This is a genomic window from Chitinophaga tropicalis, from assembly GCF_009758205.1.
Classification (GTDB): Bacteria; Bacteroidota; Bacteroidia; order Chitinophagales; family Chitinophagaceae; genus Chitinophaga; species Chitinophaga tropicalis.
This window is the reverse complement of sequence record NZ_WRXN01000001.1, coordinates 966711-981593: the sequence shown is the minus strand read 5'-3', so window position 1 is coordinate 981593 and position 14883 is coordinate 966711. Positions and strand designations below refer to the sequence as shown.

14 protein-coding genes are annotated in these 14883 nt (G+C 40.1%); all 14 read right to left on the bottom strand.

Going from position 1 to position 14883, the window contains the following annotated elements; translation table 11 throughout:
- Positions 1–8: 8 nt before the first annotated feature.
- A complete protein-coding gene (locus GO493_RS04170) occupies positions 9–833 on the bottom strand; it encodes a glycosyltransferase (RefSeq protein WP_157304838.1) in 825 nt (274 codons plus the stop codon).
- Between the two features lie 22 nt (positions 834–855).
- Complete coding sequence (locus GO493_RS04165; RefSeq protein WP_157304837.1) at positions 856–1581, bottom strand: hypothetical protein; 726 nt, start codon at positions 1579–1581, stop codon at positions 856–858.
- Positions 1582–1716: 135 nt separating this feature from the next.
- Complete coding sequence (locus GO493_RS04160; RefSeq protein ID WP_157304836.1) at positions 1717–2361, bottom strand: HAD family hydrolase; 645 nt, start codon at positions 2359–2361, stop codon at positions 1717–1719.
- Positions 2362–2363: 2 nt separating this feature from the next.
- A complete protein-coding gene (locus tag GO493_RS04155; RefSeq protein WP_157304835.1) occupies positions 2364–3620 on the bottom strand; it encodes an EpsG family protein in 1257 nt (418 codons plus the stop codon).
- Positions 3620–4798, bottom strand: coding sequence for a glycosyltransferase family protein (locus GO493_RS04150; protein WP_157304834.1), 1179 nt, complete (start codon positions 4796–4798; stop codon positions 3620–3622). The genes GO493_RS04155 and GO493_RS04150 overlap by 1 nt, the downstream gene beginning before the upstream one ends.
- Before the next feature lie 23 nt (positions 4799–4821).
- Positions 4822–6111 (bottom strand): glycosyltransferase, encoded by a 1290-nt coding sequence (locus GO493_RS04145; protein ID WP_157304833.1) that lies wholly within the window; start codon positions 6109–6111, stop codon positions 4822–4824.
- Complete coding sequence (locus GO493_RS04140) at positions 6104–7378, bottom strand: hypothetical protein (protein ID WP_157304832.1); 1275 nt, start codon at positions 7376–7378, stop codon at positions 6104–6106. The genes GO493_RS04145 and GO493_RS04140 overlap by 8 nt, the downstream gene beginning before the upstream one ends.
- 42 nt (positions 7379–7420) lie before the next feature.
- Positions 7421–8437 (bottom strand): glycosyltransferase family 2 protein, encoded by a 1017-nt coding sequence (locus GO493_RS04135; RefSeq protein WP_157304831.1) that lies wholly within the window; start codon positions 8435–8437, stop codon positions 7421–7423.
- Positions 8427–9797, bottom strand: coding sequence for a lipopolysaccharide biosynthesis protein (locus GO493_RS04130; protein ID WP_157304830.1), 1371 nt, complete (start codon positions 9795–9797; stop codon positions 8427–8429). The genes GO493_RS04135 and GO493_RS04130 overlap by 11 nt, the downstream gene beginning before the upstream one ends.
- On the bottom strand, positions 9797–10822 hold the full coding sequence (locus GO493_RS04125) for a GDP-mannose 4,6-dehydratase (RefSeq protein ID WP_157304829.1): 1026 nt from the start codon (positions 10820–10822) through the stop codon (positions 9797–9799). The genes GO493_RS04130 and GO493_RS04125 overlap by 1 nt, the downstream gene beginning before the upstream one ends.
- Complete coding sequence (gene rfbH / locus GO493_RS04120) at positions 10819–12129, bottom strand: lipopolysaccharide biosynthesis protein RfbH (RefSeq protein ID WP_157304828.1); 1311 nt, start codon at positions 12127–12129, stop codon at positions 10819–10821. The genes GO493_RS04125 and rfbH overlap by 4 nt, the downstream gene beginning before the upstream one ends.
- Positions 12126–13028, bottom strand: a complete 903-nt coding sequence (locus tag GO493_RS04115) for an NAD-dependent epimerase/dehydratase family protein (RefSeq protein WP_157304827.1) — start codon at positions 13026–13028, stop codon at positions 12126–12128. The genes rfbH and GO493_RS04115 overlap by 4 nt, the downstream gene beginning before the upstream one ends.
- Positions 13015–14112 carry a CDP-glucose 4,6-dehydratase gene (gene rfbG / locus GO493_RS04110; protein ID WP_157304826.1) on the bottom strand — a complete coding sequence of 366 codons (1098 nt, stop codon included), beginning with the start codon at positions 14110–14112 and terminating at the stop codon, positions 13015–13017. Before rfbG ends, GO493_RS04115 begins: the two co-directional genes overlap by 14 nt.
- Entirely contained in the window at positions 14103–14876 is a 774-nt protein-coding gene (gene rfbF / locus GO493_RS04105) for a glucose-1-phosphate cytidylyltransferase (protein ID WP_157304825.1), read from the bottom strand. Before rfbF ends, rfbG begins: the two co-directional genes overlap by 10 nt.
- Between the last annotated feature and the right edge of the window lie 7 nt (positions 14877–14883).

The following is a 14883-nucleotide window of genomic DNA, read 5'->3' as shown; positions in this document are numbered from 1 at the left end:
ATAAGATTTTATCGTGCTTTACTACTCAATAAAAATTTATAAACAATACTTCGTAATTTATCTGGTACTATTCTCGCCCCTCCTCTTGTTATCACGTTCCGAATAAACTGCATTTTGGTTATAAAGCCAATTGAGAGAAAATATTGTTGTAATTTAATTTCTGCCAACGTTTTTTTCCATCCCCCCCTCCTTTTAATCATATTCTCATTCATTCTAAAATAAAGCAGGCTTTCCTGGATATTATAACACTTCCTCCCTTTTCCTATAAGCCTTGCCCATAGATGATAATCTTCAAATGTACCATAATCCTGGTATCCGCCTGCCTCTATTACAACCTTCTTTCTGAACAGTACAGTAGGATGGTTAAAAGGAGATCTGAATTTTGCGAAGTGCACAATTTCTTCATGGGTTTCCGGAACTTTTCTTAACGAAAGTACATTTTTCGTGGAATGATTGAACTCCTCTATCCAGGATCCCACTATATCCACATTGGGATTCGCCTTTATAAACTCAATCTGTTTCCTGAATCGTTCTGGCTTGGCAATATCATCCGCATCCATCCTTGCCACGATATCATAAGTGCAATGCTGCATAGCTATGCCCAGTGCTTTTCCTAATCCTCCGTTTTTCTCCAGTTGGATTATTTTAAATAATCCCTGATGGATCAAAGAAATATCATCTACGACCTTACTTAATTGCTCTGAAACGGGTCCATCAAAAATCACGACGATCTCATCCGGTAGCAGTGTCTGTTCCAACAGACTATTCAGGCTTTCCGCAAGATGTTCTGGGTTGTCATTCTTATAGATTGACATTAGAACCGAAAACCTCATAATATATATATAACTTTTAATGTCATTTGTCTCTACCAAAATTATTCCCGAAATCAGCAAGTATCTTCTGATTATTTATAACCAGTAAACCGACTAACCTGTAAATAAGATAAAATGCTGATACAAGAAAGAATATCCGGCAATATTGGTGGATTTTCAAGGCAAAGCCGGCTCCCAATAAAACTGTCAACATAAGATAGTATATTATCCTAAATCTGTCTATATTAAAGTTCCACAGCCAGGGCAATATCTTCCTGAATCTTTCCTTGGTAGAAAATTCAAAGAACTTGGAAAGTGGATAGGTCAAAACGGCCAGTGTGATAAATGCACCGAGTTCCCTCTCTGGAATCAAAGGCAGGATAAATCCAAAAAACCTTATCAAACTCAGGGGTAGAATCAAAAAAAGATTTAAGAGGTTCCTAACCCTGTTATATATTATGTATAAAATCTGCAATGCTATCAATACAAATAAAAACATGTATGCATTGACCTTTACTGAAGCAAAAGCTGCTAAATAAAAGTAGGCAGTGGTCAGCAACACCCCAATGAGTACCCTGATAAAAAATATTGCTCTAAACTTATCGTCTATTACGCTGATCTCTTCAGTATTTAACCTCAGAGTGGGATTATTCTCTTGTTTTATTGTTTTGACATCATTCTCAAGATATCCATTCTCATATACATAGTTAACCAGAACAATTCCAACAAACAACAGTAAATAGTCATAAATATTTACAACAGTTCCCATTTCTATGTAAATAAAAATAACGGGAAAGAAATAGACAAATAGCCAGGAAACACGTTGAAATTTGCCAATAAGACGGGTTTTAAGAAAGTATGTATAAGGCAGATATGTAAAAAATGGTATCATTAATTGTTCTTTTCACTTTTTTATAATCCGGAATCCTGTTTTTAGTTTTTTCTTCCAGAAAGTGTCTTCAATATCCGGAGATACAATAAACACGCGCTGTGCCATCAATACCAGGTCCAGATCTGTTTTATCATCTGTTATTACAGCTATCTCTCCTACAACCTCATTCTCATCCCGCAGTATGGTTTCTGCCAGAAGGTGTTTCCTGCCCAGCAAGTCACGGCTGATCTCTCCGGCACAAACTTCATTTATATATTTAAGTGATGTCGCGTACACTTTGTCAGCGCCCAATTGCCTGCTGATCGTTTCTGCAAGAAAATCCAAAGTTGCCGAGATAAAAATTATCCTGTATCCTTCTGTTCTCAGTTCATTAATTACCTCAACAGATTCTCTGATCATACGCGTTGCAAGAAAATTATTATAGAAGTCCGCAGCTGCCTTATCCAGGTCTACACGTTTCCTGCCGCTTATTTCTTTTACACCGTGTATTCTGATCAGATCATAGTTGACTGTTTTACGGAGTATCTTGCTGACAAAACGGTAAAACAGGCTACTCCTTTTTTTTCTGAAAGATTCACTCTCTACAGATAGGAAATCCATAGTGGTATTAGACCTGAACAGTGTTCCACAAATATCAACAAAAGCGATCTTTACCATGACTAGTTTACTGCTTTATAATTTAAAAATACATATACATTAGATGTAAACAATCTGGTCAATGAATTATCCATAAATGAATTGGTATAAGTGGAGTTCAAATATGTCCATGTATATGATATATTCAGAAAAATAAGTACTAAAATAAAACAAATAGCTATATAGAGCCGGCTTAGCTTCGTCATATTACCGGTAAAAACTGAAAAGAAGGTAACTATATAAAATGGCGAATGCAGATAAGTATAACGCACGAAGTTGTGTACACTGTGAAACTGAGCAATCAACACTGAGTAGCTAACTATGATAGTATTAAACATCAGTCTGTCGAAAGTGTTGTCCTTGTTCTTCCTTCTTGAATCATACAACACCAGCAATAGCATCAATGTATAGAGAAATGTAAGTGCATAATTAATCTTATTGATCGTCCATCCTTCAATATCAGCATAGAAACTGGCCCTTTCAGCTAATCCCGCCACCGGGATAAGTGAAATAGCTTTGTTAATATCTATAAGAGACAGGCAAAACGCGCCCCCAAGTATCAGCAGGTAATATCGGTTAATAAACTGCTTTTTCCCAAACAAAAGTATAGGTAAAAAAATCAATACGGATGAATGTATTAACAGGGATATCAGAAATATCCAGCCATTATTCTTTTTGCCATTCATATACCTGAAAATAGCATATGCAGCCAAAGCAGTGGCCGAGCTTTGCTTTAGCAATTCTACCTGTATAGTAAAAAGAGAAGTGCCAAACAGCAGCGTTATAGCAAGAATGAGGAAGGTATTTTTCTCCCATGGTTTCCGGTAAATTGAGAGTTCATAAATGGCCATCTGCAGAAAAAAATACTCAAATGCTACCCAGAACAATGGCAATACCTGGGGATTAGTGGGAAAAGTTTTTGCGAGTAACAGACAGGTCAATTGAAATACCACATAAATTCCGCCATCAGTTAGTACTGCTGAGAATATGAATTCCTTCAAGGTATGTATTTCTGCCAACGTTCTGAATTGGGCCGCATATCTTGTAATATCGGTAGGCTCGCCCCCCCGGTCTACCGAAACTGCTGTATAAGCGATGAGACCGAAAGATAATGACACCAGAAAGAGCAGGTATGGAATATTGTAAGAGCGTTCATCCATTTTGTAGATCAGAAAAAAGATCAGGAACACAGAAGCAACAGGCAATACAGCCCAAATTGAAGTGATTGCCAGGGTGAAAAAAATCCTGCTACTGATCTCTCTATCTGCAAATGAATTCATCAAAGTTGTTTATTCAATTGTTCCGCAACACTTTTAACAGAAAACATCTCTTTTAAAGCCTTTAACCTCTGTTGCTGTACAGTATATTGCTCCAGCAATACAGGTTCTTTATTAATCAGTCTTTTTATCAATTCCTGCATTTTATCCATATTATCACATAGGAAACCAATATTTCCTCCTACCTGGAACAGGTATTCAATATAGTCCTGCCTAAGTGCAATAATGGGTTTTCCATAAAGTATGGCATCCATTAATGCACCACTTACGCGATATACATAATTATCGTTATCAAAAGTGAATACTGCGTAATCTGCGTTATGAATAAACTGCTCATATTTTTCCTGACTTATAGATTGATTATTTTCTGACAGTACTTTAACGCTGTCCGTTGCCAGTCCCACAAACTCAGGATCCAGTTTACCAATTACACTAAACTCACTTTTTCTCTGAATGCTCTCATTCCTGAATTTATCAGCCAATTCCCAGAAAAGTTCAGACCGCTTCTTTTGCATAGCCGAACCTATATGTGCAAAAATAATAGTGTCAGCATTCAATGCACTGTGTGTTATCTGCCTGTCTACGATTGGATGGTCAATAGCTATTATCCTTTCCGAAGTCAGAACCTGCTTTTTTTCAAGCGCCATCTTCACGATATCAGACAACACGATACAATGCATATGTTTTTCCATCATACCCAATGTTGCCCTGTATATCCTTCCTTTGACCTTGTCTACCAACCTTGCATCTTTTTTAAAGATAAATTCAACTTCTCCATGCAGGACAAAATAAACAGGCTTCCGGCTGTTCCTAAACCTTAAACAGGCATAATAGAGGGATGTAGTACTTAGACAGGTAAAAAAAATGGCAGCACCGTCTTTCTTTGTACGCCGGTAAAATTTTTCAATGTATAATAAGTCCCCCAGCTTTTTTTTAATCCAGGGTAACAATTTTTTTATATTGGACTGCGGCAGAGGTAATTCTTCGTAACTTCTGCACACCAGATTCTCTATAAACGAATTGTTCTGCGCCACCTGATTAATATGGGTACTTTCTCCGGTAAAAATGACCTGGTGATCCTTATAAATCCTGGCTATGATTAAACTGATAGCGGAATTGAACATGACATGGTTGTTTCCCATTACCAGTTTATCCAACATATATATTACTTTGTTTCTCATAGCACAAAATTATTCCCTCCTAATTAGTCGAAGTAAGCGAACCAGCTTGGATTATAATTCAGGTCCCTGTTCCGTTCTTTAATCTTAACCGCAGGAATACCCGCTACCACTGCAAATGGCTCTACATCCTTTGTCACAATAGCACCGGCACAGATCACAGCTCCCGTTCCAAGCTTTACCCCCGGCAGGATAGTAGCTCTGGAACCGATCCAGACATAATCCTCTACTATAATGTCTTTAGACCTGAACAGAAAGCCGGGAGAATTATAATCGTGATCTCCGGTGATCAGATGTACCTCCGGTGAAATGGAAACTTTATTTCCAATAAACAAACGTCCCCTGCCATCCAGGAAACATCTCCTGTTGATAACACTATTCTCAGCGATCTCAATATTGTTGCCTGTTATAAAACAATTGAGATGTATACTGCTGCCCTTCCCTATCCTGATGCCGTTTATTTTTTTATAGTATGCATGGCGTATAAAGTAAAAAGGAATTTTATTGATCCAGTAATTAGCCAGGTATTCCTGCAAGAACAACCGGATGCCATGATATATTTTCTGTACCGGCGACTTACTGAGCACCACACGGGAATATTTATACGTGTAGTATTTCCTGGTCTTCAGGTTCCAGTCCTTATATTTTTTAAGGATATAAATACTGTCTTTTAAATGCCGGTAAGGATTATCAGATACACCTTCTTCCAGGAAAGCCATTACCACAATATCAATGCTAACAAATGAACAGCCCTTCTTATAACACTTGTAAATAAAATCGAAGTCGGCAGCAATTTTCAATTCCTTAGATACTTCAAACTGTTCATTTTGCAGAATGATTGTACGGGCCAATAAGGCGCCATGACGAAAGCAGGGACCGCGCCACATTTCCTCATGGGAATGTGGGAAAGTCAGATCGAACAGGGAACCATCTTCCTTTATGATCTTTGCTCTCCCATATACCATATCATACTGCTGCAATTCACTGTTATACGTTTCCACAATTGAAGCAAGCGTAGACGCGCTGTACAGGTAATCTCCGCAATTCACAAAGATCGTGAACAGGCCAGTGCATTTGCTGATACCTTTATTCATGGCATCATAAATACCCTTATCCGGTTCGCTGCTCCAGAAAGTGATCCGGTCTTCGTACTTTTTTATAATGTCCTGTGTTCCATCTTTTGAATTTCCATCTATAACGATATACTCAACATGCTCATACGTTTGATTCAATACACTCTGTATTGTTTTTTCAATCGCAGCAGCACCATTGTATACCACGGTAACAACTGATATGACAGGAGTTATTCTAGTCATTTGTTCTTTTTTGAGAATCGTTCTCCAGTAAATAAACCAACTTTTCCGGCTCAGTGTTATTATTCAGGTACTCCATCAGAAGTATGAATCTGTCAAATCCCAAAACTTTCTTTAAAAGGCGGAACAATATTTCTATTTTTTTCTTTTTATCCTGGCGTCCCTGCTGATTCAAAACAGGAGCAGCTACATTGGATGTATTCTGTTTACTTAACAGCCCCTTTTGCTTCAAAAGGTTGTAAAAGCTACCATCAGCAGTTGAGAAAGGATCCTTCCAGCCCTGCCCGTATTTCTTCAGATACCCGCTGTAAAGACGACGGTAAAAATTAATGATGACTGTGCCGTTATCAAAATACTTATGCTCATATCCCAATGAGAAATACTGGTTGAATGAAAATTCATCAAGCTTTTCTTTATAGAAGCGGATTAACTGGATAATATCATCGTGATAGCTGATGCCTGCGTCTTTATAAGATAGATTTGACAGATCGATTGACTTAAAGTCCAGCCCGGAGAAGTGAACGAAGATCAAATCCTGTTCAGAACTATTGCCGGTCCTCAGCTTCACCTTATATCCTGTTGTAGTTTTAACAATTTCCCGCTCATGAAAATTCCATGGCGCCACATCACTCCCCAGATGATTCAACAGGAAATAGGACTCATTGAAGAATACGGGAATGAAATTAGCCCATTTCTGATCGGTGAAATATCCCTCCCTGGAACTGTCGTAACAGAACCGGTTTAATCTCAATGCCCACCAGGTCAGGTATGTCATCACTTCCGGGTTTCTCTTCAGCGCCAGAAAACCAAGATTATAAATACCATAATTCAGGAATTGTCCTTCTTCAATAGCACCATCATATTCTTTTTTCAACTGCATGATATGCGGTGTTACAACGATGGACTTTGTTTCAAGCGCTGTCCATACATCACTGAAAGAAGAGAAGGCGAAGATGTCCGGATCAAGGTAAATTGCATCTGCTACATTCAATACTGAGAACAGGTATTCAAATGCATATGGCTTTAAGAAAGTACAGAATTCGGTAACGTTATATTTGAAAGCACATTCCTTCCATAATAAAGGATCTTTAATCACTGTATCCTTTGTTTCTATAATTGTGAAAGGATACTCATTCCGCACTGCAACATCAACTGTATCCGCTGTGAAGACATAAAAATGAACTTCTGGTTCCACTATTCTCAGGGACTCGCCCAGCACTCTTGCCAAACCCAGATAATTTCTGGATACTATCGTAAATATTGCTTTCATCAAAACAAGGTTTATAAATCAGTTGCTAAAAACAACCATCAACTATACATATTTGATCTTTTTCTTTTGCTTATGATTCAGCTCAAATAGAATATACTTGTATCCCGCAGGCTTTGTCCGTTTCAGGAAATAAATGTATCCTTTTTCAAGGATAATGCGGGGCGTCAGAGCAATCAACAGGAAAGCCATTTTTTTACTCACACTGATATTCCCGCCTTTTGACAGGAAGTCTTTGTATACACTGAGATCATAAGCGCCCTTAGCTCTTTCAGCAAGTATTTCCTTTACTGAAAATTCCATATCCATTCTTGCCACCTTTCTCTTCAGATCCAGGCTGTACCCAGGTATTTCCCTGATGGCCTTAGGCCACAATTCATTCCATATCCGGAAAGAGCTGGAAGACCAGCTTGCATTATTCAGTCTGATATCGATCAGTGGCGAAGCGATATAATAGGCTTTTTTGTTGCGTATATATTCAAATGCTACTCCCACATGTACAAAGCCTGTCTTCATGTACTTCTGATATGCAACCTGGTTCCAATACTCCCTGTTCACGATCAGGCTTCCTACAAATGTAGCATACTGCACAAGGTCTGAAAAAAGCTGATCGGAGTCATTCCCACTATATAACTTATCCTCAGCAATTGGCCAATGCGCCTCATCAACAACAGTCGAAAAGTCTTTTGAATAAGTGGAGGCATTTATAAAAATCAGGTCATAATTAGCTTTCAGTACCTCCATTACTTTATCTATCGCGCCTTCCTTTATTCTATCATCATCACCAAACAACCAGCAGAACTTGCTGTCAGCCATCTCAACCACCTTCATTACATTACCATCAAACCCCAGGTTGGTTTCATTCCTGTTGTAATAAATATAGGGGTACTTTTGCCTGCTCTCTTCGACAACAGCCTGAGTATCATCGGTAGAACAGTTATCGGATACATAAATAGGAATATTATGGGCAGCCACCTGTGTAATGAATGTATCCAGATTTTCTTTCAGAAAAGAAGCCCTGTTGTAAGTAAGGATACAGATCGATAATAATTCAGACCTCATGCCAAAGTTTCTTATTTTTCACAAATAGGTTCAAAGCCCACACAGCACTAACGAACACGGTAATAAAGCAATATCCGGCAGTAATCCCTTTCACGCCGAAATACTTTCCCAGCAATAAAGTGGACAATCCGCACAATATTCCCACTACAATTGATTGAAAAAGGAATGGTTCTTTTTTATGACATCTTAGGTACGTAGCCCACCCATTGATCAGGTTGTTGAAAAAAACAGAGATCATCAACATAGCCAGTGGGAAATAAGGCAATATCCTGTCAGCAACCTTCAGATGCATAAACCTCAGCGCAAATACCAGCAGAAATAAAGTCAGCAGACCGGCAAAGTTTATAAAAGAAGATTGCTTCAGCGTTTTACCAAAGGAGTTGTCAAGCTCAGTATATTCTTTCCTGGCGATAAATCCTGACCAAAGAGGAACCTTGGTACTGATCCAGCTGATAGAAAGCGCCAGTACATTATTCAGTACAGACAGCGTTAACCCCATCTGTCCAGCCACAACCGGCCCTTCATATGCAAATAACACCGGGTTGAATAACTGGAATATAAAATAACTGGCCATCCAGCTTAACGCCATGCGAAACTGGTAAGGAAAGATTTCCTGCTTATAGTTGACAACATCTGGTCCCTTTGCATTCCATATAGCAACCAGCAAGATTTTAAACTTACCGAAACACAGACAGCCTGCGAGAAACAGGAAAGAAACGAGACTACCTACCCCACCTGCATATAATTTCCCATGCAGCAACAATACGATCCAGACCAGGAACATATTTGATAACTGCTGTGCCAGGCGAATCTTGGCCACCTCTTTCACTTTTCCCATTCCTTCGAGAAATGCCAGCAGGGGATTTATAAATAACAGACAGGATGTGGCCACCGATAATATAACCCATGGCAGGAACCATGCAGTATAATCTAACACACCAAACCGTCTGAAAAAAAAGCCTCCGCTAACAACAAGGATCAATAGTAACGCTGCGCTTATGATCAGGTACCATTTCACACTGAACCTCAGTAAAGAAGATAAGCGGGACAGATGTCGGGCATCTCCTCCAGGCCTACCATCTTCTCCCCATGAAAGATAGGCCATTTCATGGGCTACATATTGTGTAATAATCGCAGTAAAGCCTAACTCAAAAAAGATCTGTAAAGCGAGTATGCTACCAAATGTGTAATAATATCCCTGCTCCTCTTTTGTGAGGAAAGCAAGAATCAGCGAAACAGTAGCTACTCCGCCAATTGCCTGCACTCCTCTTGTAAGGGCCGTAAAGAATATTGCTTTGTCAATACCTAACAACCGCTGAAGTCTACCTATCACAGTTGAGCCGTTGCCCGCAGGTTTCATTATATATTACTGTTTTGCACCCATTTGTACATTTCTTCAACGCCCTGGAACTTATTCATCCCAGGTTTCCATCCAAATTCTCTGGATGCCTTGGATATTTCCGCTACAAAGACCTTCTGGTCACTCTTTCTCCAGGGTAATTGTTTATAATTCATTTTTACATCAAGCTTCTGCTCCAGTATGCCGAAAAGCTCCAATAATGAAAGGCTGTTGTCAATACCTCCACCAATATTATATACCTGGCCCCTGGTTTTATCTATATTCGCAACAGCGGAAAAATAACAGGAGATCAAATCATCCGCAAACAGAATATCTCTTACTTGTTTACCATTGCCGGAGATAGTAAATTGTTCTTTCAGAGCTCCCTTCTTAATATCAACCGCCTGTTTTACGAACCAGCCCACCCAGCCCTGATCTGCTGTAGCAAACTGCCTCCCTCCAAAGATCGAAGAATGTCTGAACACGATAGTCCTGATATCAAACATGCGGGCGTAATCACGCATGTATTGATCTGTTGCTCCTTTTGAACAGCCGTAAGGCGACTGGAAATTCAGTGGCAGATCTTCGCTGAACCCACTTTCATAACCTTTGGCAATATACCTGGTAGCAGTTTCTTCATACGCTATCTCTTCGAGATCACCATATACTTTGTTGGTTGACGAATAAGTAACAATTGTTTCAGGAGAATATTTCCTCACTGCTTCCAGAACATTGTTCCCACCTAGAACATTTACCTCAAAATCAAACCTTGGGTTGTCCAGGGATGTTGTCATAGCCACCTGTCCAGCGAGATGGAATAATATATCCGGTCTTGCATCCCTTACTGCATATTCAACATCATTATAAGAACGGATATCTGCATGGTAGAATTTAAATTTCCCCAGCGACTTCAGCCATTCCAGATTTTTCTCTGTTCCGGTACGATACAGGTTATCAAAGACGAAAAGTTCATCTCCTTTCCTTAAAACCTCAGCGGCCAGATTTGATCCCAGAAAGCCACAACCTCCGGTTATGAGATATCTCATATCTTACTTTTTATAAAATTATTAATAGTATCAGCAATGTAGTCATAATGCTGCTCATTCAAGCCTGGCCATACACCTAGCCAGAAAGACCTGTTCATTATGATATCTGTATTATGCAGATCGCCTACAATTCTCTTCTCAATATTCTTATAGGCAGGTTGTTTGATAAGGTTACCGGCAAAAAGCAAACGGGTACCGATCTTATTTTCTTCCAGGTATTGCACCAGTTCATTACGGTCCATCCTGCTGTTCGCTTTTATGGTGACCATAAAACCGAACCAGCTTGGATTACTTTCAGGAGTGGCCTCATGCAGTATAAAGTCTTCTTCAAACTGTTGCAGCTTTTTATACAGGAGACGGTGGTTAGTTCTTCTTGTTTCAACATAACCATCGGCTTTCTTCAGTTGGCTGAGACCAATCGCCGCCTGCATATCGGTTACTTTCAGGTTAAAACCGATATGGGAGTATGTATATTTATGATCATATCCACAGGGCAGATCACCCAGCTCCCACTCAAAACGTTTTCCGCAAGTATTATCCTTTCCAGGTTCACACCAGCAGTCACGGCCCCAATCTCTAAAACTCTCTACTATTTTTTTCAGCGATGCATTATTTACCAGTACAGCGCCTCCCTCTCCCATAGTGATATGGTGCGCAGGATAGAAAGATACAGTAGCAAGATCTCCGAAAGTACCGGTTTTCCGGCCCTGGTAGGTAGCTCCCAATGAGTCGCAGTCATCTTCTATAACCCAAAGGTTATATTTCTTTGCAACACGCATTACTTCCGTCAGGTTATATGGATTTCCCAATGTATGGGCAATCATGATTGCCTTCGTTTTGGGAGATACAGCCTTCTCTATCAGCTCAGCCTTAATATTATAAGTTGGTATATCAACATCAACAAAAACAGGGATAGCGCCAAACTGAATAATAGGATTCACAGTAGTAGGAAAACCGGCAGCAACAGTGATCACTTCATCTCCTGGCTTGATGGCCCTTTCTCCCAGTTTAGGAGAAGTAAGGGCATAAAATGCAACCAGGTTGGCAGATGATCCGGAGTTTACCAGCGCAGAAAAGCGGGAACCAAACCAACGCGCAAATTCCCTTTCAAACTGTGGTCCAAACCGGCCTGTTGTAAGCCAACCATCCAGCACAGCATCTACTCCCCAGAGAAGGTCTTCTTCATCCAGTATTTTACCCGTTACTGGTATATAGTCCTTACCCGGTTCAATAGTTCTCCGGATATTTTTTGCAGCCACCTGTTTTAATGCATCCGTTAATGCACCATCAATATTTTTAAAACTCATATCTCTTTCTGATAATAATAGTTGATAGTTTCTCTGCAGGCTTCACTGAACAAAGTTTGTTTAAACCCCAGTTTAATGCCTTTATCGGAACCGTTATAAAAAGCTTTACTCTCATTCTCCCTCTGTTCAACAGCACCCCAGTTCCAGTAGTCGCTGTTAAAATCAGGCAAATATTCTTTAATTCCAGCTGCCAGTTCTCTTAGAGACATTGCAGTTGAAGAACCTATATTGATCACTTCACCAGCTACTATGGATAGATCGCCGGAAATGATATGTGCAATGAACGCTGCCAGGTCTTTTACATAGAAATAATCCCGCTTTTGCTCCCCGCTGGAGAGGTTGATCACTTCCTGTTTCCGTTGCGCCATCACCAGTGCCGGTACTATCTTACTTTCATCTTCCCCTGGGCCGAACATAGCGAAAGGACGAAGAATAACATAGTTTCTTCGTCCTGATAGCTGCAAATATTGCGAAAATAGTTGTTTACTGATCCCATAATCCGTCAGTGGCATTGCTGGTGAACTTTCGTTCAATGCCTCAAGTCCCAGGTCGTATTCAAATGCAGAACCTACCTGTATCCAAAAAAATTCCGGCAGGTTTATATCCAGATATTCTTTAAGTTGATAAGGCAGATAGTAATTGACCATTTTCATTCTCTCTGGTTCCTTCTGGTATTTCACTACACCATAACCGGCAGCATTAATTATGAAATCCGGCTTTAGAGCAAGAATATTACCCCAGGTTTCCCTTATCTCAAAATCAAAGAAAAGGGTGGTTTCATTTACATATGCAACATTACGCGTAGTGCCATAAACACTAAAGCCGGCCTGTAAAACATCCTGTATATTACGTCCAACAAAACCGGAACTTCCCAGTATCAATACTTTAAGCTGTGACATATCTTTCTATATCTCTTCTTACCAGATCATAAGCTTCCATTTTACCGGAGCTCACTTCTTTATACCAGTTAATAGTTCTTTCTACAGCCTGGGCGGCGTTCAGCTTAGGTTTCCATTTCAGTTCATTGATCGCTTTGCTGATATCCAGACGCAACAATCCTGCTTCATGTGGCTGGCCTTTCAGCTGCTGCACTTCATATGTTCCTTCCTGCCATATTTCCAATGCTACCTTTACCAGGTCCTCTACTTCCATATTGTCTTCCATAAAAGGACCGAAATTATATGCTGTTGAATATTGGTAAGGTGCAACTGACAGGTAATGTCCTAACAACAGGTAACCGCCTAATGGCTCCAGTACATGCTGCCAGGGTCGTACTGAGCGGGGATTACGTACAGATACCGGTTGTCCGTTTCGCAGAGCGCGTACAATATCTGGTATAATCCTGTCCCTGGCCCAGTCACCACCCCCTATTACGTTGCCGGCACGGGCTACAGCAACAGCTTTCCAGTGACTATCATACTCATTTATATTAAAGAATGAATTACGATAGGAATTGATAACCAGCTCAGCACAGGCCTTACTTGCGCTATAAGGGTCATAACCTCCCAGCTGATCAGTCTCGCGGTAGGGATATATCCATTCATTATTATGATACACTTTATCAGTAGTGATCATCACCGCATTACAGGGTTTGTTCAACCTGGCCAGGGCCTGTAACACATGTGCAGTTCCAATACTGTTTATTGCAAAAGTCTCTACCGGCTTCTCATATGACAGCCGTACAAGTGGCTGCGCGGCCAGGTGGAATATAAAATCTGGTTCGAAAGCCAGTAGTTCTTTCTCCAGGCGTTCATAATCCATGATATCCGCAATCACTGATTCACACAGTGAATCTCCATTCAACTGATGATACAGATCATCTGCCTTCTCCGGAGCCAGGGAATATCCTTTTACCTTTGCACCCAGCTGGTGTAACCATACTAATAGCCAGCTGCCTTTAAAACCGGTATGTCCGGTCAGAAATATCTTTTTCCCTTTATATGTTTCAGTAAATAGCATTGGAGCATCCTTTATTACTTCCATATCTTCCACTTGGCAATATTATTATTCCAGTCAGACTCAAGTTCATGCTTGTCACGTAAGGTATCCATTGGCTTCCAGAACCCGTCATGTTTGAATGCAGCCATCTGCCCGTCGCTAGCCAATCTCTCCATAGGTTCTCTTTCCCACAAGGTATGATCTCCGTCAATATAGTTGAATACAGCCGGTTCACATACAAAAAAACCGCCGTTGATCCACGAACCATCACCCTTAGGTTTTTCCATAAAAGAATGTACCTCGTTATCCTTACCAATGTTAAGCGCTCCAAAACGGCCTGTAGGCTGAACAGAAGTCACGGTACAATACTTATTATTATTCTTATGAAATGCCAGTAGTTTTGAAATGTCTACATCTCCCACACCATCTCCATAGGTAAGCATAAATGTTTCATTACCTACATGCGGAGCTATACGTTTAATCCGGCCGCCTGTCATGGAATCAATACCAGTATCTACCAGTGTAATCGTCCATGGCTCAGCCTGGGAATCATGAACTTTTAATGAGTTATTCTTCAGATCAATAGTAACATCTGATTTGTGTAGAAAGTAGTTAGCGAAATATTCTTTGATGAGATATCCCTTATATCCCAGGCAAATAATAAAATCATTGAAGCCATGGGCAGAATAGATCTTCATAATGTGCCACAGTATAGGCATACCTCCTATCTCTACCATTGGCTTTGGTTTTACTGAAGTTTCCTCAGACAATCTGGTTCCCAGGCCACCAGCCAGAATAACTACCTTCATATAACTA